Annotated in this window: 23 protein-coding genes and 1 pseudogene; 11 read left to right on the top strand and 13 right to left on the bottom strand. The window is 63.6% G+C overall.

Annotated features, from left to right (window positions below):
- Nucleotides 1–7: 7 nt before the first annotated feature.
- The gene (locus IVB27_RS05185; protein ID WP_247441914.1) at nucleotides 8–6,298 is read right to left on the bottom strand and encodes a HAMP domain-containing protein; all 6,291 of its coding nucleotides are present in this window, start codon (nucleotides 6,296–6,298) and stop codon (nucleotides 8–10) included.
- A 281-nt stretch (nucleotides 6,299–6,579) separates the two neighbouring features.
- Between IVB27_RS05185 and IVB27_RS05180 the strand changes: the two genes are divergently transcribed.
- Nucleotides 6,580–6,876: a hypothetical protein gene (locus IVB27_RS05180; RefSeq protein WP_247441912.1), complete on the top strand. Its 297-nt coding sequence runs from the start codon at nucleotides 6,580–6,582 to the stop codon at nucleotides 6,874–6,876.
- Between the two features lie 5 nt (nucleotides 6,877–6,881).
- Here IVB27_RS05180 and IVB27_RS05175 read toward each other — a convergent pair whose 3' ends face one another.
- A complete protein-coding gene (locus IVB27_RS05175) occupies nucleotides 6,882–7,394 on the bottom strand; it encodes a DUF4142 domain-containing protein (protein ID WP_247441911.1) in 513 nt (170 codons plus the stop codon).
- Between the two features lie 96 nt (nucleotides 7,395–7,490).
- On the opposite strand from IVB27_RS05175, the gene IVB27_RS05170 reads away from it, so the two are divergent.
- Together IVB27_RS05170 and IVB27_RS05165 are read left to right on the top strand one after the other, a co-directional pair.
- On the top strand, nucleotides 7,491–7,685 hold the full coding sequence (locus IVB27_RS05170; RefSeq protein ID WP_247347985.1) for a hypothetical protein: 195 nt from the start codon (nucleotides 7,491–7,493) through the stop codon (nucleotides 7,683–7,685).
- 367 nt (nucleotides 7,686–8,052) lie between these two features.
- Complete coding sequence (locus IVB27_RS05165; RefSeq protein WP_247441909.1) at nucleotides 8,053–8,259, top strand: hypothetical protein; 207 nt, start codon at nucleotides 8,053–8,055, stop codon at nucleotides 8,257–8,259.
- A gap of 137 nt (nucleotides 8,260–8,396) precedes the next feature.
- Here the strand turns inward: IVB27_RS05165 and IVB27_RS05160 are convergent, their stop codons facing one another.
- The 7 genes from IVB27_RS05160 to IVB27_RS05130 all read right to left on the bottom strand — a co-directional run bounded on the left by IVB27_RS05160 (nucleotide 8,397) and on the right by IVB27_RS05130 (nucleotide 12,999).
- Nucleotides 8,397–8,645, bottom strand: a complete 249-nt coding sequence (locus tag IVB27_RS05160; RefSeq protein WP_247347989.1) for a hypothetical protein — start codon at nucleotides 8,643–8,645, stop codon at nucleotides 8,397–8,399.
- A 169-nt stretch (nucleotides 8,646–8,814) separates the two neighbouring features.
- Entirely contained in the window at nucleotides 8,815–9,303 is a 489-nt protein-coding gene (locus IVB27_RS05155; protein WP_247441907.1) for a DUF3147 family protein, read from the bottom strand.
- Complete coding sequence (locus tag IVB27_RS05150; protein ID WP_247347993.1) at nucleotides 9,303–9,650, bottom strand: DUF3147 family protein; 348 nt, start codon at nucleotides 9,648–9,650, stop codon at nucleotides 9,303–9,305. The genes IVB27_RS05155 and IVB27_RS05150 overlap by 1 nt, the downstream gene beginning before the upstream one ends.
- Nucleotides 9,647–10,231, bottom strand: a complete 585-nt coding sequence (locus IVB27_RS05145; protein ID WP_247441905.1) for a phosphatase PAP2 family protein — start codon at nucleotides 10,229–10,231, stop codon at nucleotides 9,647–9,649. Before IVB27_RS05145 ends, IVB27_RS05150 begins: the two co-directional genes overlap by 4 nt.
- A gap of 108 nt (nucleotides 10,232–10,339) precedes the next feature.
- Complete coding sequence (locus IVB27_RS05140) at nucleotides 10,340–10,891, bottom strand: DUF4142 domain-containing protein (protein ID WP_247441903.1); 552 nt, start codon at nucleotides 10,889–10,891, stop codon at nucleotides 10,340–10,342.
- Nucleotides 10,892–10,975: 84 nt separating this feature from the next.
- Complete coding sequence (locus tag IVB27_RS05135; RefSeq protein WP_211397214.1) at nucleotides 10,976–11,203, bottom strand: hypothetical protein; 228 nt, start codon at nucleotides 11,201–11,203, stop codon at nucleotides 10,976–10,978.
- Nucleotides 11,204–11,211: 8 nt separating this feature from the next.
- The gene (locus IVB27_RS05130) at nucleotides 11,212–12,999 is read right to left on the bottom strand and encodes a thiamine pyrophosphate-requiring protein (RefSeq protein ID WP_247441901.1); all 1,788 of its coding nucleotides are present in this window, start codon (nucleotides 12,997–12,999) and stop codon (nucleotides 11,212–11,214) included.
- A gap of 155 nt (nucleotides 13,000–13,154) precedes the next feature.
- Between IVB27_RS05130 and IVB27_RS05125 the strand changes: the two genes are divergently transcribed.
- The 8 genes and pseudogenes from IVB27_RS05125 to IVB27_RS05090 all read left to right on the top strand — a co-directional run bounded on the left by IVB27_RS05125 (nucleotide 13,155) and on the right by IVB27_RS05090 (nucleotide 19,658).
- Nucleotides 13,155–13,529, top strand: coding sequence for a PRC-barrel domain-containing protein (locus tag IVB27_RS05125; RefSeq protein ID WP_027516524.1), 375 nt, complete (start codon nucleotides 13,155–13,157; stop codon nucleotides 13,527–13,529).
- Nucleotides 13,530–13,551: 22 nt separating this feature from the next.
- A complete protein-coding gene (locus IVB27_RS05120; RefSeq protein ID WP_247348003.1) occupies nucleotides 13,552–13,710 on the top strand; it encodes a hypothetical protein in 159 nt (52 codons plus the stop codon).
- A gap of 183 nt (nucleotides 13,711–13,893) precedes the next feature.
- Nucleotides 13,894–15,048: an HlyD family secretion protein gene (locus tag IVB27_RS05115; RefSeq protein ID WP_247441899.1), complete on the top strand. Its 1,155-nt coding sequence runs from the start codon at nucleotides 13,894–13,896 to the stop codon at nucleotides 15,046–15,048.
- Nucleotides 15,045–16,664 (top strand): DHA2 family efflux MFS transporter permease subunit, encoded by a 1,620-nt coding sequence (locus IVB27_RS05110; protein WP_247441897.1) that lies wholly within the window; start codon nucleotides 15,045–15,047, stop codon nucleotides 16,662–16,664. The genes IVB27_RS05115 and IVB27_RS05110 overlap by 4 nt, the downstream gene beginning before the upstream one ends.
- 93 nt (nucleotides 16,665–16,757) lie before the next feature.
- A complete protein-coding gene (locus IVB27_RS05105) occupies nucleotides 16,758–17,759 on the top strand; it encodes an NAD(P)H-dependent flavin oxidoreductase (RefSeq protein ID WP_247441895.1) in 1,002 nt (333 codons plus the stop codon).
- A 110-nt stretch (nucleotides 17,760–17,869) separates the two neighbouring features.
- Complete coding sequence (locus IVB27_RS05100) at nucleotides 17,870–18,319, top strand: hypothetical protein (protein ID WP_247441893.1); 450 nt, start codon at nucleotides 17,870–17,872, stop codon at nucleotides 18,317–18,319.
- A gap of 117 nt (nucleotides 18,320–18,436) precedes the next feature.
- A pseudogene (locus IVB27_RS05095) lies at nucleotides 18,437–18,694 on the top strand (PhoD-like phosphatase N-terminal domain-containing protein); the annotation flags it as partial.
- A 145-nt stretch (nucleotides 18,695–18,839) separates the two neighbouring features.
- Complete coding sequence (locus tag IVB27_RS05090; RefSeq protein ID WP_247441892.1) at nucleotides 18,840–19,658, top strand: aldo/keto reductase; 819 nt, start codon at nucleotides 18,840–18,842, stop codon at nucleotides 19,656–19,658.
- A 69-nt stretch (nucleotides 19,659–19,727) separates the two neighbouring features.
- Here IVB27_RS05090 and IVB27_RS05085 read toward each other — a convergent pair whose 3' ends face one another.
- From IVB27_RS05085 to IVB27_RS05070, 4 genes are all read right to left on the bottom strand, one after another.
- The gene (locus IVB27_RS05085) at nucleotides 19,728–19,952 is read right to left on the bottom strand and encodes a hypothetical protein (protein ID WP_247441891.1); all 225 of its coding nucleotides are present in this window, start codon (nucleotides 19,950–19,952) and stop codon (nucleotides 19,728–19,730) included.
- Nucleotides 19,953–20,093: 141 nt separating this feature from the next.
- Nucleotides 20,094–20,546, bottom strand: coding sequence for a hypothetical protein (locus IVB27_RS05080; RefSeq protein ID WP_247441889.1), 453 nt, complete (start codon nucleotides 20,544–20,546; stop codon nucleotides 20,094–20,096).
- Nucleotides 20,547–20,626: 80 nt separating this feature from the next.
- Nucleotides 20,627–21,859, bottom strand: a complete 1,233-nt coding sequence (locus IVB27_RS05075) for an aminotransferase-like domain-containing protein (protein WP_247441887.1) — start codon at nucleotides 21,857–21,859, stop codon at nucleotides 20,627–20,629.
- Between the two features lie 64 nt (nucleotides 21,860–21,923).
- Nucleotides 21,924–22,451 carry a DUF3124 domain-containing protein gene (locus IVB27_RS05070; protein ID WP_247441885.1) on the bottom strand — a complete coding sequence of 176 codons (528 nt, stop codon included), beginning with the start codon at nucleotides 22,449–22,451 and terminating at the stop codon, nucleotides 21,924–21,926.
- Between the last annotated feature and the right edge of the window lie 11 nt (nucleotides 22,452–22,462).

Genomic DNA, 22,462 nt, shown 5'->3' with positions numbered 1-22,462 from the left:
ATCCAACTCAGCGGTGCAGCCACATGCGGATTGCAAGCAGCAATTGATCGGTGTTGACGGGTTTGGCCAGGTAGTCGGACGCGCCGGCTTCGAGGCATTTCTCGCGGTCGCCCTTCATGGCCTTGGCCGTCAACGCGATGATCGGAACGCGGGCGAAGGCCGGATCTTCACGAATAACGCCGATGGTCTGATAGCCATCCATCTGCGGCATCATGATGTCCATCAGCACGATGGCGATCTCCGGATTGGATTCGACCAGCGTCACCGCCTCCTTGCCGGTGGTCGCCGTCAGCACCTTCATGCCGCGCCGTTCCAGCACGCTCGACAGCGCGAAAATGTTGCGGGCGTCGTCGTCGACGAGGAGGGCGGTCTTGCCGATCAGGTCGTCGTCGGAACTGTTCAGCTTCTCCAGCATGCGCTGTTTCTCGACCGGCAATTCCGTGATCACGCGGTGCAGGAACAGCGCGGTCTCGTCGAGCAGGCGCTCCGGTGATTCCACGCCCTTGACCACTATGCTGCGCGCCATGGTGTGGAGTTCCGCATCTTCCTCGGCGGACAGCTCGCGGCCGGTGAAGACGACGACCGGGACGTTCGACAGCGCCTCGTCGTTGCGGATCTGGTCCAGCACCTCGAAGCCGCTCATGTCGGGCAGCCGCAGGTCGAGCACGACGCAATCGCAGGGGGACTCACGCAGCATCGAGAGCGCGTCGGCGCCGGTGCCGGCCGTCACGATCTCGATATCGTCGTGATGCAGGAGCTCCCGGATCGAGAGCTGCTCGGCTTCGTTGTCCTCGACGATCAGCAGCCGCTTGCGCCGCGGCCGCGCATATTCCTTGATCTGCGTCAGCGCGGCCGAGACGCCCTCGGTCGTCGTCGGCTTGTTGACGAAGGAGAAGGCGCCGCGCGCGAGCGCATGCTGGCGGTCCTCGTCGAGCGTGATGACCTGCACGGGGATGTGGCGGGTCAGCGGATTGTGCTTGAGCTGGCTTAGCACTGTCCAGCCGAGCATATCAGGCAGGAACACGTCGAGCGAGACGGCGCGCGGCTGGTACTGCTTTGCAAGCTCCAGCGCCTCCGCGCCGCGTGCGGCGACCAGCACCTTGAAACCCTTGTCCCGGGCAAGGTCAATCAGAATACGCGCATAATGCGGATCGTCCTCGACGATCAGCAGGATGCTGTCGCCGGGTTCGAGGTTGAGCCGGTCGTCGGCGAGCTGCTCGATGACGCGCTGCTGTTCGGGCGTGGCGGGCTGCAGCGCCGGCGGCTGACTGTGTTGCTGGGGCGCAGGGCGCGGCGCGAGTGTCGGACCGGAATATTTCAGCGGCAGGTATAGCGTGAAGCACGACCCCTTGCCCGGCAAGCTGCGCAGATGGATTTCGCCGCCGAGCAGGCTTGCGAGCTCGCGGCTGATCGCAAGGCCGAGGCCGGTGCCGCCATATTTGCGGCTGGTGCCCGCATCCGCTTGCTGGAACGCCTCGAAGATCAGCTTCTGCTTCTCCAGGGGAATGCCGATGCCGGTGTCGGACACTTCGAATGCGATCACGGCCGGCGCCGAGTTCAGCACGGGATGATCCGTCCCCCAGCCGCCGACCGCGGCGGCGACCTTCAGGCGCACTTCGCCCTCGGCGGTGAACTTGAAGGCGTTGGAGAGCAGGTTCTTCAAAACCTGCTGCAGACGCTTGGAGTCGGTGACGAGGCTGCGCGCGAGATTCGGATCGAGGTCGATCTTGAACGAAAGGTTGCGGTTTTCCGCCTCGTGACGGAACGGCCGCCCGACGGTATCGAGCAGGTTCGCGGTCAGGATTTCCTCGGCGTCGACCGTCACGGTGCCGGATTCGATCTTGGAGAGATCGAGAATGTCGCTGATGAGATTGAGCAGGTCGGTGCCGGCACCGTGGATGGTACGGGCGAATTCGACTTGTTTGCCGGTGAGATTGCCGTCCGGATTGTCGGTGAGCTGCTGTCCGAGGATCAGGATCGAGTTCAGCGGCGTGCGCAGCTCGTGACTCATATTGGCGAGGAATTCGGACTTGTACTTCGAGGTGAGTGCCAGCTCGGTCGCCTTTTCCTCCAGTGCGCGGCGGGCCTGCTCGATCTCCTGATTCTTGCGCTCGACCTCGACGTTGCGCTCGGCGAGCTGCTGCGCCTTCTGTTCGAGCTGGTCGTTGGTCTGCTGCAACTCGCGCTGCTGGGTCTGGAGTTCGCCGGCGAGCTGTTGCGACTGCTTGAGCAAACCTTCGGTCTGCATCGTCGCTTCGATCGAGTTGAGCACGATGCCGATCGAGTCGGTGAGCTGCTCCAGGAACGTCATCTGCGAGGTCGTGAACGAGGTGAGCGAGGCCAGCTCGATCACCGCCTTGACCTGGCCTTCGAACAGCACCGGCAGCACCACGAGGTTCTTCGGCGCGACCCGGAGCAGTGCCGAATTGATCGGCACCACGTCGGCCGGAATGTCCGCGATCACGCGCGGACGCTTGTCGATCGCGCATTGGCCGATCAGGCCGTCGCCGAGCGGCAGCACGCGCTGATACGGATAGATGCCGTCGCCGGCATAGGAAGCGAGCAGCAGAAGCTGCGGACTATCCTCGTTTTCGACCTGATAGATCACGCCGGTATGGGCGTTCACCAGCGGCGACAATTCGGTGAGCAGCAGCCGGCCGACGGTGGTGAGGTCGCGCTGGCCCTGGAGCATGTTGGTGAATTTCGCAAGATTGGTCTTCAACCAGTCCTGCTCGGTGTTCACGTCCGTCGTCAGACGGAGGTTCGTGATCATCGTGTTGATGTTGTCTTTGAGCTCCGAGACCTCTCCGCGGGCGTCGACCTGGATCGACCGTGTCAGGTCGCCCTTGGTCACTGCGGTTGCGACCTCCGCGATCGCGCGCACCTGAGAGGTGAGGTTGGCCGCCAGGAGGTTGACGTTACCGGTGAGATCCTTCCAGGTGCCGGCGGCGCCGGGCACGTCGGCCTGACCGCCCAGCCGTCCCTCGACGCCGACCTCGCGCGCCACCGACGTCACCTGGTCGGCGAAGGTCGCGAGCGTCTCGGTCATGTTGTTGATCGTGTCGGCGAGCGCCGCGACCTCACCCTTCGATTTGACCGTCAGGTTCTGCTTGAGGTCGCCGTTGGCGACCGCGGTCACCACCTTGACGATGCCGCGGACCTGCTCGGTCAGGTTCGCCGCCATGAAGTTGACGGTGTCGGTGAGATCCTTCCAGGTGCCGGCGACGCCGGGCACCTGGGCCTGGCCGCCGAGTTCGCCTTCGGTGCCGACCTCGCGCGCGACGCGCGTCACCTCGCCGGCGAAGGCATTGAGCTGGTCCACCATGGTGTTGATGGTGTTTTTCAGCTCGAGGATTTCGCCCTTCACGTCCACGGTGATCTTGCGCGACAAGTCGCCGCGCGCCACCGCAGTGGTGACCTCGGCGATATTGCGGACCTGCGTGGTGAGGTTCGCGGCCAAAAGGTTGACGTTGTCGGTGAGGTCCTTCCAGGTGCCGGCGACGCCGGGGACCACGGCCTGGCCGCCGAGCCGGCCTTCGGTGCCGACCTCGCGCGCGACGCGCGTCACTTCGGCCGCGAAGGAGCGGAGCTGCTCGACCATGGTGTTCAAGGTGTCCTTGAGCAGCAAGATCTCGCCGCGCACGTCCACCGTGATCTTTTTCGACAGGTCGCCGCCCGCGATCGCGGTTGCGACCTCGGCGATGTTGCGGACCTGGGCCGTCAGGTTCGAGGCCATGAAGTTGACGTTGTCGGTGAGGTCCTTCCAGGTGCCGGCAACCCCGGGCACCTCGGCCTGGCCGCCGAGCTTGCCTTCGGTGCCGACCTCGCGCGCAACGCGCGTGACTTCGCCGGCAAAGGCGTTGAGCTGGTCCACCATGGTGTTGATGGTGTTCTTCAGCTCGAGGATTTCGCCGCGCACGTCGACGGTGATCTTGCGCGAGAGATCGCCGCGCGCCACGGCGGTGGTCACCTCGGCGATGTTGCGGACCTGGGCGGTGAGGTTGCCCGCCATCGAGTTGACGCTGTCGGTGAGGTCCTTCCAGGTGCCGGCGACGCCGGGCACGTTGGCCTGGCCGCCGAGGCGGCCTTCGGTGCCGACCTCGCGCGCCACGCGCGTCACCTCGCCCGCGAAGCGGTTGAGCTGGTCGACCATCGTGTTCAAGGTGTCCTTGAGCTGAAGGATCTCGCCGCGCACGTCCACCGTGATCTTGCGGGACAAGTCGCCGCCGGCGATCGCGGTCGCCACTTCGGCGATGTTACGGACCTGGGCGGTGAGGTTGCCAGCCATCGAGTTGACGCTGTCGGTGAGGTCCTTCCAGGTGCCGGCGACGCCGGGCACTTCGGCTTGTCCACCGAGCTTGCCTTCGGTGCCGACTTCGCGCGCAACGCGCGTGACTTCGCCGGCGAAGGCGTTGAGCTGGTCCACCATGGTGTTGAGCGTTTCCTTCAACTGAAGGATTTCGCCGGACACGTTGACGGTGATCTTCTTCGACAAATCGCCCTTGGCCACCGCGGTCGCGACTTCGGCGATGTTGCGGACCTGCCCGGTCAGGTTCGACGCCATCGAGTTGACGCTGTCGGTGAGGTCCTTCCAGGTGCCGGCGACGCCGCGCACCTGGGCCTGGCCGCCGAGTTTGCCTTCGGTGCCGACTTCGCGCGCGACGCGCGTGACTTCGCCGGCGAAGGCGTTGAGCTGGTCCACCATGGTGTTGATGGTGTCCTTCAGCTCCAGGATTTCGCCGCGCACGTCCACGGTGATCTTCTTCGACAAGTCGCCGCCGGCAACCGCCGTCGTCACCTCGGCGATGTTGCGGACCTGCGCGGTCAGGTTCGACGCCATCGAGTTGACGCTCTCGGTGAGATCCTTCCAGGTGCCGGCGACGCCGGGCACGTTGGCCTGGCCGCCGAGGCGGCCTTCGGTGCCGACCTCGCGCGCCACACGCGTCACTTCGCCGGCGAAGGCGTTGAGCTGGTCCACGCAGGTGTTCAGCGTTTCCTTCAGCTGAAGGATCTCGCCCGACACGTTCACCGTGATCTTCTTCGAGAGGTCGCCGCCGGCGATGGCGGTCGCGACGTCGGCGATGTTGCGGACCTGGGCCGTCAGGTTCGACGCCATGAAGTTGACGTTGTCGGTGAGGTCCTTCCAGGTGCCGGCGACACCAGGCACCTGGGCCTGGCCGCCGAGCTTGCCCTCGGTTCCGACCTCGCGCGCCACGCGCGTCACTTCGGAGGCGAAGGAGTTGAGCTGGTCCACCATGGTGTTGATGGTGTCCTTCAGCTCCAGGATCTCGCCGCGCACGTCCACCGTGATCTTGCGCGACAAGTCGCCGCGCGCAACGGCGGTGGTGACGTTGGCGATGTTGCGCACCTGGGCGGTGAGGTTGCCGCACATCGCGTTCACGGAATCGGTCAGGTCCTTCCAGGTACCGGCGACGCCGGGCACGATGGCCTGGCCGCCGAGCTTGCCGTCGGTGCCGACCTCGCGCGCCACGCGCGTCACTTCGGAAGCGAAGGAGCGGAGCTGGTCCACCATCGTGTTGATGGCTTCCTTGAGCTGAAGGATCTCGCCGCGGACGTCCACCGTGATCTTCTTCGACAAGTCGCCGTTGGCCACAGCGATCGTCACCTCGGCAATGTTGCGAACCTGGTTGGTCAGGTTGTTCGCCATCGAGTTGACGCTCTCGGTCAAATCCTTCCAGACGCCAGTCATTTCCGGCACCTGGGCCTGGCCGCCGAGCTTGCCCTCGGTGCCGACCTCACGCGCGACGCGCGTCACCTCGGAGGTGAACACGCCGAGCTGCTTGATCATGGTGTTGACGATGGTCGCGGACTGCAGGAATTCGCCGCGGAGCGGACGGCCGTCGACGTCGAGCTTGACGGTCTGGATCAGGTCGCCTTGCGCCACGGCTGCGACCGCGCGCGTCACCTCGCGGGTTGGCCACAACAAATCGTCGATCAATGTGTTGACCGAGCCTTCCATGTCGGCCCAGGAGCCGGAGGCGAGGCCGAACTTCACGCGCTGCCGCGTCTTGCCCTCGCGGCCCACCACCTGGCCGACCAGCTCGAGCTGCTGCGCCATGCGCTGATTGGCGGCGATGATTTCGTTGAAAGTGTCCGCGAGCTTGCCGTCAATGCCGAGATAGTCGCCACTCATGCGCACCGAGAAATCGCCGTTGCGCATGGCCTGGAGGGCAAGCAGCAATTCTGCCCGGGAATCCGGCTCCGACATACCGTTGTTCTTTGGCTTTGGGCCGCGACGACCGGAGCGTGATGCAGTTCCGGTTTCGACGTCGCTCATACTCATTCCCCGCAGGCGCCGGCCGAATCCCAGGCAAGACGCGATTGATCAAGATAGAGCTTCAGCCCAATTCGAAATCAAGCGCCAACGTACGGCACCAGGAAATGGAACCTGCTTTGCTCAGCCCAATGGAAACAATCGCGACGGACCAAAATGGTTCCATCGGGTTCCAAAATTTTCGGGCCGAAGGTCCCCCTTCAACGCGCCATTGCAAGGGGCAGTTGGCTTCAGGAACGGAGTGGCGGCCCTCCCGTTAGCCCGCAAATGCAGGGAGAGCGCATATGAAAGCCGGATTTGCCGTCGTCGTGACTGTGATGATGTTTGCCGGATCGGCTTTGGCGCAGAGCGGTGCGCCCAGCGGTCGCGGCGCCGTGACCGGCGATCCCGCCGCAAGCTCCGCCACGCCACGGGCGGATACGCCGACCACGGGCACGTCGACCCGGTCGAACCCCAGCGGTAGCGGCACCTCGAGCTCGGGCGGCAAGGATGACAATGGGGATGCCGGCCGGGATAGAATGCCGGAGAGCGACCGTACGGTGCGGCCGGAGAGCCAGCAACATCATCCGAACGACAAGTAAAGGGGCTATTTGTCCGCCATGGTGCGCTCGGCGGCCTTGACCTGCGAGCGCAACATCGGGAGCTGCTCGCGCGCGAACGCCGCAAGCGCGGCATCATCGGGTGCCTTGAGATAGCGTTCGAGCAGGTCGATCACCGATTGATATTCGGGAATCTGCGCGGCATAGAAGCTTTTGACGAAAGTTGGCCCGTCCGAGGTTTCGGGCTCGACCAGGCTCGCGCTCGCCGGTGTCGTCTTGGCGACGCGCGGTTCAGTGCCAATCGTTTCCTGGATCGGCTTCAGGGCTTTGTCACGCTGGACCGCTTCTTCGGCACGCAGGGCGGCGAGGTTCTTGACCTCGGCATTGCCCTTCAGGTCGGTGCTCTCCAGCAGACCCTGCTGGAAGCGGCTGAACGTGTAGAGGTCGCTGATGACCTCGGTTGCGGTCGGCGTGCGGCCGGCCGGACTGTGCTCGGCGGTGCTATCGGCAAGCGCTGCAGTGCTGATGGAGGCGAGGACTATCGCGACAAGAATCCGCATGGATAGCCAATAGCGGATGATGACCAAAGTTCCGCAAATGTTACGATCCCGTAAGGGCTGTTGCAGCGCCCAGGTTCCGTCCCCAATTTTACCTTCATGAAACGATCCGACACTTTCAGAGACAATGCCGATAACTGCCTTCAGCTCGCTGAACGGTCCCAAGGACAGCCGGCTCACAACCGCTTCTTGCGCATGGCGGAGGCATGGACGGCACTCGCGAACGAGCAGGACTGGCTCGACGGCGAGGTGCCGCCCGTTGCGGCCCGCAGCCGTCAAAGGCAGGAGGCGTGACGCTCTCGTTTTTGTGAATCTGCGTTGTGAGACGGCTCACGGAACGCAAGCCACCAATTCATTATTCGGGAGCAGTCGATCATTCGGGAGCAGTCGATCGCGTTATTTTTTGATTCCAGGAATTTAATTCCAGAAGGAGGTTTGCGATGGCTACACGCCCACGTCTGGCTCTTCTTTCTCTCATTTTCGCCTTTGGCGTCTCGGTCGCATTTGCGACGGTGACGACGGTGCGGCAGGTGCATCATGAAAATGCAACGGCCGCAGTCCACGCGGCCCATAGTTAGCCGCAGCCTCTCTTGCTCTCGGAACCTTCGAGGCTCAGGCGCGTAAGCGCTTCGAGACGACACGAGAGAGGCGAGAGCATATCATGGCCCATTCCGACCAAGGCATGATCAGAGATCAGCGCGGTGAACAGCAGCCGCGGGACAAGCAGCGCGCGCAAACGGTGCACAAGTCGAAGCGAGAGGGCTCGCCCTCTCGCGAGGCCACGCGCGATCCCAAGTTGAACGACAACAGCAAGACACCCGGCTCCGGCATGGTGCCGGATGATTCCGGCGACGCGCCGAGCGGCTAATTCCACGAGGAACGAATCCCCGCGCGACGAGTCGAGGGAATGCTTCCGGTTGTCATGCCCCCGGTGATCCGGAAGCAATCTCCAAGGACGGCCCTGGCACCCCGCGCCGGGGCCGTTTGCTTGAGCATCAGGCCGGGCTAATCTTCGGACTCGCGCTGCGGATGCGGGTGCGTGTGGCCGTCCGGTCCGCGCCCGAAAACCCCGAACCTGCTCGATTTGACATTAGCCCCTGCATCGACCCCGGCGGCGGCCAGTCCGAGCTTGAGGAGCTCGCGTACCGCCGCGGCTCGCGTCGGCATGCGATGTTTGAACCGGAAGTCGTCCACCGCGGCCAGTTCTTCTGGTGACAGCATGACCTGGAGCCGCTCGGCGCGAAGGTCGTTCATGGTCAATCACCCAAAATGAGTATGTTGAGTAATCCACTCAACAAACTCATTCCACGAGGGTTCCACAAAATCCGAGCCACCAGATGGTCATCGAGCAGATAGAGCGCTGGGCCAACAGCCCGGGCCTTCAACCGCCGAGATTGCAGCCTTCGACGCAAGCGAAAGCGAGCTAACGCTTCGCGAGGGGAGGGCTCTTTGCCGACAGCGAATGGGCTGATCGGTGCGGTTTCCGGGAGACGATGCGAAGCTTGCGCCTGAGCCACCAGGCCAGTACCGAGACGACGGCCCAGACTATCAACGCTGCAGCGAAAGCGCCCGGAACGCTCGAAGTCACGGTGAGATGGAAGACGGCGGCGAATGCCAGGAGACCGACACTTCCCCAAGCGGCGCCAGCCGCGTCGAGCGCGGCGGCCTCTTGCCCGCGGCGCGTGCCGCTGAGGCCGGCCTTCTCCTTGGTGCGGCGCTCATGGCTTTCGACCAGCGTGGCGCTCGCGCAGAAGATGGCGGGAAGCGCAAGGAATAGTCCGCCGACGGACACACCGAAGCGCGCTCCCAGTATCCCCGTGAGCACGGTCGCCAGGCCACCGAGCAGGAAACGAATGCCGTATTCGTACCAGCGTGTCTGCTTTAGCGCGGAGAGTGACAGCTTGACCGGCATCAGGCCGCACCTCCGAAGCCGGCGAGCAGGCCGAAGGCGACCGCAAGCCACACGACAACAGCGAGGACGGTCGCGGGCAGCGCGGACACACGGTATCCGATCAGCAGATGGCAGACGACAACGCTGTAGCAGCCGAGCGCGACCGCGCCATAGATCATCGTCCAGCTTTCGGCCGCAGCATATTGCGGGCCGTGCTGGACGACGGCGATGCCGAGCGTCGCCAGTGCGACTGACGGCGCTGCGCCAAGCAGCCCCGCAAAGCTTTTGGGTTTGAGCATATCGCCGAAGATCGCAAAGGCGGAGACGATGACGCCACCGGCAATGAATCGCAGGACATATTCGGTCACGGCCGTTCCCGCCGATTGACCTGCTCGCGGAACGATCGCGTCAGTGTCCATGGCCGCAAAAGTCTCTCTACGGCCGCGCCAAGCGCAAATCCTGCGACCACATCGCTTGCCCAATGCGCGAGCACCGCGATCCGTGTCAGCGAAAGCGCGACCGCAACCGTGCGCACCAGTCGACGCGGCGCTTCGGGCAGCAAGCCCGCCGCCGAGGCAAGTGCGCCCAAATGGACCGCGTGACCGGACGGGAAGGCGTCGCGCGCCTGTCCTGAGACGGGTACTCCATGTCGGTGTCCGCGTACGGTCAGCCGGTCTGGCCTGATCTGATCGAACACGGATTTCAGGACATGAGGCAGAACGGCCGTCGCTAGCGACACAGCCAGAACGTGATTTGCCACGGGCCGCTGTTGCGGCTGCCAAATATGAGCATAGAGCCACCCCGCTGCGGCCAGCGCGAGCAGCACGTGCTCGTCGGCGGCCCAGGTTAATGTCTGCGCGGTGTGCTCGACGCCTGAATTGGTGTGATCAGCGATCTCGTTCGCGATCGTGACGTCGATCCGGTTAGGTTTGACGTTGACTAAGGCCATCGGTCTGCAAGCGTGATGTCCCCATGACGGTCTTGCAAAGCCCGGAGACAAAGAAGGTTCCTGAGCTCTGCCTCGTGGCATATGCAAGCCGCCGTCCTCGGAAACTCGTTACTTGGACTGGCCGACGCTCGGTGCCTTGCCGAGCTCCTTGGCCATGTCGAGGTGGTGCTTGAGTGCCGGCAGCGTCTTGCCGGCCCAATCCTTCAGGTCGGAATTGTCCCCGCCTTTGGCGTAACGCTCGAACAGCGAGACCGCGTCCTCATGGGCGCTGACCTGGTACGAATTGTAATCCGAGCTGAAGTCCTTGCCATTCGCGCTCTTGAGCTTGTCGAGCTTGCTCTGGTGCGAGCTGTCGAGCGCTGTCGGCAGGGTTGCCTGCACCTTGCCGCCGCTGACCAGGCCCTTGAGTTCGCCGCTGGTCTTGGTGTGGTCGGTCACCATCTGTTGCGCAAAACTCTTCTCCTGCGCGTTGCCCTTCTGCTCGGCGAGCTTGCTCGATTCGATCTCGAACATGTCGCTGATGGCGACCTCCTTGACGAAGTCGGCGGTCGCAGGCGCGACGCCGAGCACCGAGTTGACGCCGGTCTTCTCACCGAGCGACTGGGCGAGCGTGGGGCCTGCGAGAAGCACGCAAGCAAAGGCGATGACGGTACGTTTCATGGTCCGGTCCCTCCGGTTGAGCGCGCAGCCTCCCGCGCGACATTGCGCCGACCAACACGCCGCAGGGGCCGAGGTTCCTAACGGCTAATCCGTGGGATGCCGCCCTGTGCGCGGATTGATGGGATCGGTCGGCTTGCGCCGAAGCCGTTCAGGCAGAAACGGCTCGGTCGGCGTGGCGGTGGCCTCGGCACGTACGTCTGCATGGCGTTGCGCCCGTTCATGCGGCGTCCGGTTGTCGTTGATCTGCCGCTTCACGTCGAGGCCATCGACGGGATCGTTGACGCCGTGCTGGATATCGCGGAAATCGCTCATGCTTCACCTCATTCCTTTCCAGGCAGGATCTTTTCCAACATCTGCCGCGCCGCCCCCTTGATCACTCCGCTCTCGTTGGGATCGCCCTTCATCAAGGCGAGCGAGAAATTCTTCGCCTGCTGCAAGGTGACGTGCGGCGGAAGCGGCGGCACTTCGGGGTCGGTCTTCACCTCCAGCACCACCGGCATCTCGCTCGCCAGCGCCTGCTCCCAGGCCGAGCCCAGCAGCTGCGGGCTGTCGACGTAGATGCCGGAGAGGCCGATCAACTCGGCAAAGCGCGAATAGGACACGTTTGGGATGCGCTGCGATGCCTCGAATTTTGGATCGCCGTTGATGATGCGCTGCTCCCAGGTTACCTGGTTGAGGTCTTCGTTATTGAAGACGCAGACGATGAAGCGCGGATCCTTCCAGTCGCGCCAATACTTCGCGGCGGTGATCAGCTCGGCCATGTTGTTCATCTGCATCGCGCCGTCGCCGACGAGTGCAATCACGGGGCGGTCGGGATGGGCGTATTTCGCGGCGAGCGCATAGGGCACCGCGGCACCCATGGAGGCGAGGCCGCCGGAGAGCGAGGCCGTCATGCCGCGGCGCATCTTCAGGTCGCGCGCGAACCAGTTGGCGCAGGAGCCGGAATCACTGGTGATGATGGCCCGGTCGGGCAGGCGCGGCGACAATTCCCAGGCGACGAGCTGCGGATTGACCGGTGCTGCGGGCTGATGTGCGCGGTCATCCAGCGTCTTCCACCATTTCGCGACGTCGGCTTCGATACCCTGGCGCCAGGCGCCATCGCTCTTGGGTTTCAGTCGCGGCAGCAGTGCGCGCAGCGTCTCGGCGGCATCGCCGACGAGGCCGACCTCCATGGGAAAGCGGATCGACAACATGCTGGCGTCGATGTCGATCTGCACGCCGCGCGCCGCGCCTTCCTTCGGCAGGAATTCGGCATAGGGAAAGGCGGAGCCGACCATCAGCAGCGTGTCGCATTCCATCATCATGTTGTAGCTGGGCTCGGTGCCGAGCAGGCCGATCGAGCCGGTGACCCAGGTCAGGTCGTCGGGCAGCACAGCCTTGCCGAGCAGCGCTTTGGCACAGCCGGCCGACAGCCGGTCGGCGACCGCGATCACCTCCTCGGTGGCATGCAGCGCGCCGGCGCCAACGAGCATCGCGACCTTCTTGCCGGCGTTGAGCACTTCGGCGGCACGGTCGAGATCAGCGTCACGAGGTTTGATGCTTGGAGCGTTATAGCCGATGCCAGAATGTAGGGTGCCGTGAGCGCGCGGCGGATCCTCGTACGGCTCCTCCTGGATATCGTTGGGCAAGATGATCACGGTTGGCGTCCGCCGGGCCAGCGCGATCCGGATCGATCGATCAATCAGATGCCGAATTTGCGCCGGCGAGGATGCCTGCATGACGTAGGCGCCAGCCACATCCTTGAACATCGAGACGAGATCAAGCTCCTGCTGATAGTGTCCGCCCAGCGCATTGCGTGCCTGCTGACCGACGATCGCAAGCACCGGCTGGTGATCGAGCAGGGCATCATAGAGACCGGTAATCAAATGCGAGGCGCCGGGGCCCGAAGTTGCGATGCAGACGCCGAGCTCACCGGAGAACTTCGCATAGGCGGTCGCCATGAAGGCGGCCATCTCCTCATGCCGGGCTTGGACAAAGCCGATCTTGCCCTCAGCACGCTGAAGGGCACCGAACACGCCGTTGATTCCGTCGCCGGGATAGCCAAAGAGGTGGCGCACTCCCCATTGATGCAGACGCTGAACGATGAAGTCGGAGACGGTCTGGGACATCGTGGGCGGCTCTTCATTCCAGGAACTTTGATTCGGGGACTTGAAGTCGAGAGAACCGCCTGTTTCAGGCGATGTTCCTCAACTCACGCGGAACAAGCTGGAACGATCGCTCACTCATTCGGGTTGTCTCGATACTGGCTGAGTGGAGAATTGAGATGTTGAATCAAGGCGAACTGGACCAAAACGAGATGGGCCGTTTGATCGGCAGCGACAAGGTCGAGGGAACATCGGTCTATGGCGCCGATCGCAACAAGATCGGCTCGATCGAACGCGTGATGATCGACAAGGTCAGCGGCAAGGTGTCCTACGCCGTGCTCGGTTTCGGCGGTTTCCTGGGCCTCGGCAACGACCACTATCCGCTGCCGTGGCAGTCGCTGAAATACGACACGGAGCTTGGCGGCTACGTCACCGGCATTACCACCAAGGAGCTGGAAGGCGCGCCGAAATACGGCGAACGGAGTGATTGGAACTGGGGTGATGACGCCGCAGTTCGCGGTATCAACTCCTACTACGGCGTCCCCTTCGCTTAGGGATTCACGGAAAGGGAGTTCGATGAGCAAGGAACGGCCGAACGACGATCCCCGGCAGCAGAGCGACTGGGGTTCGCACAAGCAAACGGACAAGCCCTGGAAAGGCAATCCGGAAAAGGAGCAGGGATCGGGCGAGGTGAAACCCGATCTCGAAAAATGGCATGAGACCAATACGCACTGAGCAAGGTGTTAATAATGAATTCGCAGCAAGCGCGGCGTGCACGATGCCGCGCTTGTTCTTTGAGCAGTCACATTGACGTATGACACCGTCGCTTGCGCAGGCCGGAACCATGCCTTCGCACTGCGGTTAGGCCTCCGGTGCGAGCCGGACTGAGGCGGCTTAGTACCGACAGAGGTGTTCACCGTGGATGCTCAAACCCGGGAGCATGGGCCGTCCGCGGAGCCGCCGCAGAGGGCGAAGGAAGCTCCGGAGACATCTCCTGATCAGGCCCGCGACGCCAAAGATCAGAAGCCGGCGAAGATGCCATCGCTGCGAGATCGGATGCGCGAGCATTGGCTGCTCGCCACCGTCGGCGCCATTGTGTTGCTCGCGGCCCTGATCGCTGGCCTGCTCTACTGGCTCCAGGTGCGCCACTATGAATCCACCGACGATGCCTTCGTCGCGGCGCGCAGCTTTTCGGTGGCCGCGAAGGTCGGCGGCTATGTGACCGATATTCCGGTCACGGACAACCAGCATGTCAACGCCGGCGATCTCCTTGCCAAGATCGACGAGCGCGACTATCGCATCGCCATAGACCAGGCCGCGGCTCAAGTTGCGGTCTCAACGGCGAACATCGCCAACGTCGAGGCCCAGATCGTTTCGCAACAGGAACAGATCAAGCAGGCCCAGGCGCAGCTCGAACAAGCGCAGGCGCAGCTCCAGTTCTCGCAGGAGGAGTTCAAGCGCGCGGAAGATCTCGTCGAGAAGGGCGCCGGCACCGTGCAGCGCCAGCAACAGACCCGCTCCGATCTTCAGGCGCAGCAGGCCAACACTGAACGTGCGAAGACCGCGGTGACCGCCGCGCAAGTGGGCATCAAGACGCTTCAAGCGCAGCTCGAGGGCGCCCGCGCGCAGCTCGCGCAGTCGCAGGCGCAGCTCGATCAGGCCAAGTTGAACCTGCAATATACCAGCGTCGTTGCGGCGCAGTCTGGCCGCGTCGTCAAGCTCAGTGGTGCCAAGGGTACTTTCGTTACTGCGGGACAAAGCCTGATGATGTTCGTGCCCGACGAGGTCTGGATCGTCGCCAACTACAGGGAGACGCAGCTCAATGACATGCGGCCGGGCCAGGCGGTCGAGATCCGCATCGACGCCTATCCCGGCCGTAAGCTGACCGGCCATGTCGAGTCGGTGCAGCCGGGCTCCGGCACCGCGTTCAGCCTGCTGCCGGCGGAGAACGCCACCGGCAATTACGTCAAGGTGGTGCAGCGCGTGCCGGTGAAGATCGTGGTCGACAATTGGCCGGCGGATCTGCCTGTCGGTCCCGGCATGTCGGTCGTGCCCTGGATCAGGGTGCGATGACGGACGCCGTCGACAGCGGCGCATCCGCGGGCGGCTGGTCGCCGGAGCGCTCGGCGGCGGGTGGTCATAATCCTTATCTGATCGCCTTCGTCGTCTCGATCGCGACCTTCATGGAGGTGCTCGACACCACCATCGCCAATGTCGCGCTGCGACACATCGCGGGCAGCCTCGCGGTCGGTATCGACGAGAGCACCTACGTCATCACCAGCTATCTCGTCGCCAACGCCATTGTGCTGTCGATCTCGGGCTGGCTGTCGACCGTGATCGGCCGCAAACGCTTCTACATGATTTGCGTTGCGACCTTCACGGTCTCTTCGCTTTTGTGTGGCTTCGCATGGAATTTGCAGGCGCTGGTGCTGTTCCGCATCCTTCAGGGCCTTGGCGGCGGCGGCATGGCGACCAGTGAGCAGGCGATCCTCGCCGACTCCTTCCCGCCGCACAAGCGGGGCCAGGCCTTTGCGATCTATGGCATCGCCGTCGTGGTGGCGCCGGTGATAGGACCGACGCTCGGCGGCTGGATCACCGACACCTACACCTGGCACTGGGTGTTCCTGATCAACGTCCCCATGGGGGTGCTGTCGCTGTTCCTGGTCGGCACGCTGGTCAAGGAGCCGTCGGGCGCGGAGGAGGAGAGGAAGAAGCTGCTGAGCAAGGGGCTGCGGGTCGACTATGTCGGCTTCCTGCTGGTCGCGACCGGGCTCGGCTCGCTCGAATACGTGCTCGACGAAGGCCAGCGCAGCGACTGGTTCGGCTCGAACATGATCGTGTTCTTCGCCTTGCTTTCGGCCGTATCACTGCTTGCGCTGATCCCCTGGGAGCTGACACGCGAGGATCCCATCGTCGATCTCCGCCTGCTCGGCCGCCGCCAGTTCGCCGCCTGCTTCCTGGTCATGCTTGCTACCGGTGCGGTGCTGATCTCCACAACGCAGCTTTTGCCGCAACTGCTCCAGACCGAACTGAATTACACTGCGCTGCTCGCCGGTCTCGCATTGTCACCCGGAGGCATCGCGACGCTGGTGCTGATGCCCGTGGTCGGCCGCCTCACCGGCATCGTGCAGCCGAAATATCTCATCATGCTCGGCGCTGCCATCGTCGCGTTCTCGATGTGGCATCTCACGGGGCTCACCGGCGACATCACCTACGGCTACGCCGCGATGTCGCGCATCTTCCTCGCCCTCGGTCTGCCCTTCCTGTTCCTGCCGGTCACGACAGCGTCCTACGACGGCGTGCCGCCTGAAAAGACCAACCAAGCCTCCGCGCTGATCAACGTCGCTCGCAACATCGGCGGCTCCATGGGCGTCGCGTTGGCACAGACGGTCCTGGCGCAGCGCCAGCAATTCCACCAGAGCCGGCTGATCGAGCACGCCGCGCCATCCGATCTCGGCTACCAGCAGAACATCGAGACGATGACCCGCTTCTTCCAGGCTCAGGGCTCGAGCGCGAGCGATGCGGCCTCGCAGGCCGTCGCCTGGGTCGGCCGCATCTTGCAGCAGCAGGTCGATTTGCTCGCCTATATCGACGTGTTCTGGACCCTCGCGGTTGTTGCCGTGCTGATGATCCCCACTGCCGCCGTGCTGCGGCCAATCAATCTGAACGCGCCGGCAAAGGGACATTGAGCCAACGACCGTTGGGACAGAAAGGGTGACCGCGGCGCAAAAGTCCGGCTAGACTGGTCCGAACACCAAGCAAAAGTCCGGGAGGTAACTTAAGTGAAGACCGCGATCACCGAACTGTTCGGCATCGAGCACCCCATCATCCAGGGCGGTATGCATTTCGTCGGCTTTGCCGAGCTGGCGGCCGCCGTCTCCAATGCGGGCGGGCTCGGCATCATCACCGGTCTCACGCAGAAGACGCCGGAGCTGCTGGCAAAAGAGATCGCGCGCTGCCGCGACATGACCGACAAGCCGTTCGGCGTGAACCTCACCTTCCTGCCGGCCTTCGCCGCGCCGCCTTATCCTGAATATATCGCCGCGATCGTCGAGGGCGGGGTCAAATCCGTGGAGACCGCGGGCCGCAGCCCGGAAACCTACATGCCGGCGCTGAAGGCGGCCGGCATCAAGGTCATCCACAAATGCACTTCGGTGCGCCACTCCCTGAAGGCTGAGCGCATCGGCTGCGACGCCGTCAGCGTTGACGGTTTTGAGTGCGGCGGCCATCCCGGCGAGGACGACATTCCCAACATGATCCTGCTGCCGCGCGCGGCGGAGGAATTGAAGATCCCGTTCGTCGCTTCCGGCGGCATGGCCGACGGACGCAGCCTGGTCGCGGCGCTGTCGCTGGGTGCGGCCGGCATGAACATGGGCACGCGCTTCATCGCCACCAAGGAAGCGCCGGTGCATCAGAACGTGAAGAACGCGCTGGTCGCGGCGACCGAACTCGACACCCGCCTGATCATGCGGAGCCTGCGCAACACCGAGCGCGTGCTGAAGAACGCCAATGTCGACCGCCTGCTCGAGATCGAACGCGAGAAGGGCGACAAGCTCAAGATCGACGACATCCACGATCAGGTCGCGGGCGTCTATCCCAGGATCATGCTGGACGGGAAGATGGATGCAGGCGCCTGGAGCTGCGGCATGGTCGCAGGGCTCATCCACGACATCCCCACCTGCAAGGAACTCGTCGACAGGATCATGGCTGAGGCGGAAACCATCATTCGCAACCGTCTGATGGGGTTCCTTGAAGGGACCGGTGCACCGCAAAGGGTCGCCTGACACCGCCAACTTCTTAACCACGGCGGCAGTTGACCGCTGGAATTGCGCGCGACGCCTCCTAAATAAATAGAGGTAAATTACCTCTTAACAATCAATTTCAGGAGGCGTCCGTGGTCCTGAAGAGCGTTCATTTTGCAGTTGCCGTTGCCCTCGTGCTCGCATGGGGCGGCATCGCGCGCGCTGACGAGTACAAGCCGAGTGAGTATCTAGGCCTCGATCTTTCGAAGGCCGTGTTGTCGCCGAAGCGGCTCGGGCCCGAAACCCAATTCGCGCCGCTCGCGCTGGAGGCGCGCGGCGGCAACGAGGCGCAGGCGCGCGCCGAGCCGTTCGGCGTGCCGAAGAAAGTCGCGGCCGAACGCGTGCATGTGTCGGAGCCGAAGGTCGCGCACGCCAAAGTAGCGCACCCCAAGGTTGCGCATGCCAGGTCCGCGCAGCCACGCGGCGCGGCGCGCACCAAGCTCGCGCATCGCCACGGCAATCCGCTCGACGCGCAAGCGAGGGATACCCGCATCCAGACCTGGCCCTGCCGCTCCGGCGGCATCTGCAACTGGCAGCGCTAGGTCAGTTCCGAGCCGTCATCCGTACCTCGCAGAACCGTAGGCCCGGGGTCAAGAAACCGTAAGCCGGAGTCAAACGACGCAGGCATCTTCCGTCGCGATTCGACGAAGGTTTCCTGAATGGCATCGCTCCGCGCGTCGCGCGCCTGGACCCGGCGGCAATTCCTGGTCCGCTCCACCTCCGGCCTCGCCGTCGCCACGCTCGCAAAGCCACATCTCAGCCGCGCCGCCGATCGTCCGCAGATCGCAGGCGGCATCCAGTCCGGCGACGCCTCGGATGGCTCCGCCGTGATCTGGGCGCGCGCCGACCGGCCGGCGCGGATGCAGGTGGAGTGCTCGACCGTCGAGAGCTTCAAGACCATTATTGCGTCAGCTTCGAGCGCTAACCCGATCTTGATTGGCGCTCGTGCGGCTCCCACGCTATGCTGTACCTTCCCGCCACCTCTTTTCCATCACCGAAGAGTCTGCTCACGCGGCATCGCCGCGCGCATCCGGTGGGCTGAAATATCTTAGGAGCCTTTTCATGGACAATCTGAAGACACAGGGCATCAGCATGCCCAAGCTCGGCCTCGGCACCTTCCGCATGCAGGGCGATGCCTGCCGCGCGGCGGTCGAGAGCGCGTTGTCGATCGGCTATCGCCATATCGACACCGCCGAGATGTACGGCAACGAAGAGCCGATCGGCGCGGCGCTCGCAGCGGCCGGCGTGCCGCGTGGCGAGCTGCATATCACGACCAAGGTCTGGCACGAGAACCTCGCACCCGAAGCAATCCGCCGCGCCTTCGACGCCAGCCTGAAAAAACTCCGGCTCGACCATGTCGACCTCTATCTCGTGCACTGGCCGTCCAAGGCCGCGAACTGGGGTGCTGTGTTCGAGGCCTTGATGAAGCTGAAGGAGGAGGGGCGCACGCGGGCGATTGGCGTCGCCAATTTCACCACCGCGCTGCTCAAGACCGTGGTCGAAGACATCAAGGCGCCGATCGCCTGCAATCAGATCGAATATCACGCGATGCTCGATCAATCGAAGGTGCTGGCCTATCTCCAGGCCAAGTCGATCCCGCTGGTCGCCTATTGTCCGCTGGCGCAGGGGCGTGTCGCATCCGATCCGGTGCTGGCCGAGATCGGCGCCAAGCACGACGCGACCGCCGCGCAGGTCGCGCTGAAATGGCTGCTCGACCAGGATGGCGTCGCCGCGATTCCGAAGGCCTCACGCCTCGAGAGCCAACAGGCCAATCTCGACGCGCTGAAGATCACGCTCGACGATGCCGACCGCAACAAGATCGCCGCGCTGCCGAAAGACAGCCGCTGCGTCAATCCCGGCTTCGCGCCGGCGTGGGACTAACCTCGCCGAACGTTTCGAACACGCAAAGAAATGGCCCCGTGAGGGGCCATTTCCGTATTGCGTTGCGCATTAGTCCCAGTGGCGATGACCGCCACGCTTGATCACGACGACCTTGTCGCGATGGTGCCAGCCGCGATGCCAGCCGTGATCGCGATGCATGCCGTATTCGGCGCGGGCGCCGTACGGGCCGTGATGATGACCGCGCTTGATCACCACCGTCTCCGCGCTCGCGAGCGTCGGCAATGCAACCGCGAGTGCGCCGATAGCAGCAACCACATAACCAAGTTTCTTCAAGATGTCCTCCTCCAATAGAATGCAAATCTAAACGGCGCATTCGCGTGAACGTTCCGGAGGAATCACCAGAGAATTCTGAACAGCTGTTCAGACAGAAAAGTGTGGAGCGGTTTTTCGAGAGGTCAAGCTCGAGGGTAATAGTTAATCGCAGCGTTGCTGTGCCGGTGTTGGCGCGCCTGTCGCGACGTATTTGCCGTCCCTGATCGTGTACTCGCCGTGCTCACTGCGATTGTAGATCGCGCGCAAGCTATCTTGCTTTGAGAGTAGCAGACCGAACTCGCGCGTCTGATGCAGCGAGGGGAAGTACACCATCACATTGAGCAGGCCCTCGGCACCGACCGTGGCGGACACCACTTCGTTCTCGTCCTTGGCCTCGCCGAAATTGCGCCGGTACATCACCCTTCCGTCCTTCCGGATCTCGTAAGTCAGCGCCGCGCCCTTGTCGCGGTCAGGGCGAGCCGCGCAATCGACCGCCAAGGAGCCGAGCAGGCCCCATTGCTCGACCGTCGCCGCAAGCGTCTCGGCGCCGGCCGCTGGCGTGAATGCAAGCCACAGCAGCGCCGCCGTGATCCAGCGGCTCGGACAACGCGTCATGTCCTGAAAAGCCCCACTTCCAATAATGCCAAGTGTAGCATCCTGCTCGCATCGGTCCACGGCAGCCAGCCCCAGGTGGCTTAGGGCCGCTTCTCCACATTGGCGCTGCGGGCCGGCACGCCGAACTCCTTGCGGCACACTTCGGCCAGCACGGCGACGCCTTCGCGGATCTGCTGATGCGAAGGGCTCGCGAAGCACAGCCGCAGCCGCGAGCTGGAATGGCTTTTGTCGGTCGACCATTCCGGCCCTGGATTGATCGATACGCCGGCCGCGAGCGCGGCCTGATACAGTTTTAGCGTATCGACCTGATCGGGCAGCTTCACCCACAGGAAGATGCCGCCCTTCGGCTCCTCGAATTCGGCTGTCGTCCCGAATTGCTCGTTGAGGGCTTCCATCAGCGTATCGAGCTTGGTGCGCAGCGCCTTTGTCAGCGCCGGGACGTGGGTCGAAAAATGCGGCTTGCAGTAGGCGGCGAGCACCATCTGCTCCAGTGCGCCGGAGCCGGCGTCCGTCTTCAGCGCCAGCATCCGCGACATCACATCCCATGGCGCAACGATGAAGCCAACGCGCAGCGCCGGCGCGATCGACTTCGAGAACGAGCCGATATGGATCACGCCGCCGTTCGGGCTCATCGCATAGATCGCCGGCGGCCGCTGTCCTGACCAGACCAGATCGGCGTAGCAATCGTCCTCGAATACAGGCACGCCGTATTCTGCCGATAGCCGCAACAACTCCGCGCGGCGGCCTTCCGGCATGATGCTGCCGGTCGGGTTCTGTACCGTCGGAATGGTGTAGATGTATTTTGGCCGGATGCCGCGGCTCTTGAGGTCTGCCAGCGTCGTGGCCAGCACGTCCATGCGCATGCCGTCCTTGTCGAGGGGGATGCCTGTTACGTTGACCCCGAGCCGTGCCAGGCGGGTCAGCGAGCCCTGATAGCTATCCTGCTCAAAGATCACGGTGTCACCGCGCGTCAGCAGGGTCGCGTTGACGAGGTCGAGCGCCTGCAGCGAGCCGGAGACGATCATGAGATCGTCGACCGTGCAGCTGATGCCGGCATCGCGCTTGAGTTTTGCGACGAGAAATTCGCGCAGGGGCAAATAACCCTGCGGGCCATGCGCCAGGCCATAAGTGGAAAGGGATCGGCCCTCGCTCCGAAGTACAGTGTTGGCAGCCTCGACCAAATCGTCGAGCGGCACTTGCTCGGAATCGTTATTGCCTCCGACGAAGCTGTATTTGGCAAGGCCCTTCCAGCGCGCGGAAGGGGCCGGCAGCCCTGCGGGAAACAGGGGCGCGAAATCGAAGCTGGACGTCATGGGGCGTTCCTCGTTCTATTCTTGTCAGGCTGCCGGCTTTGCGCCGGTCAGTCGTGTTTCTTGCTTACTTCTTGCCGACGGTCCGGGTTGGACGGCCCTGGCTAATGAAGGCGTAATGCGCATTGGCGACGCCGCCAACCATCAAGGCCTCGACAACAGGCTCGGCGATCTCGCTTGTTGCGGCCCAGTCGACGAGGAAATTGGCTCCGGTCCCGCCGCGCACGTCGTCGGTCGGAACGAAGATCGAGACGGTGGCGAGCGGTTTGAGCGCGACCGGCGCCTTCAGATAGCTCTCGACCTGCTTGCCTGCGGTGTCGAAATAGGCAATGCGCTTGACCACCAGCGCCTGGGTCTCCGAGGCGTTGTGGATGCTCAGCGTCACCGAAAAATCAACGCGCAGCTTGCCCTGGCTCATTGCCACGCTGGAATAGGCCGGCACGTAGAAGCCGCCGGAGACGGCGGGTTCCTCCTTCGGCATGGCGGTGAGCGAATCGGCAGAACTCTGCTCGATATTGACTTTGGGCTGGGCAAGCGCGGGCAGGGCGAACGCGAGCGGACATAACAGCATTGCAACGGCGAGCCTCATCCGCATGTGACGAATTG

Source organism: Bradyrhizobium sp. 197 (assembly GCF_023073375.1).
Taxonomy (GTDB): Bacteria; Pseudomonadota; Alphaproteobacteria; order Rhizobiales; family Xanthobacteraceae; genus Bradyrhizobium.
This window is presented reverse-complemented; position numbering and strand designations above follow the sequence as displayed.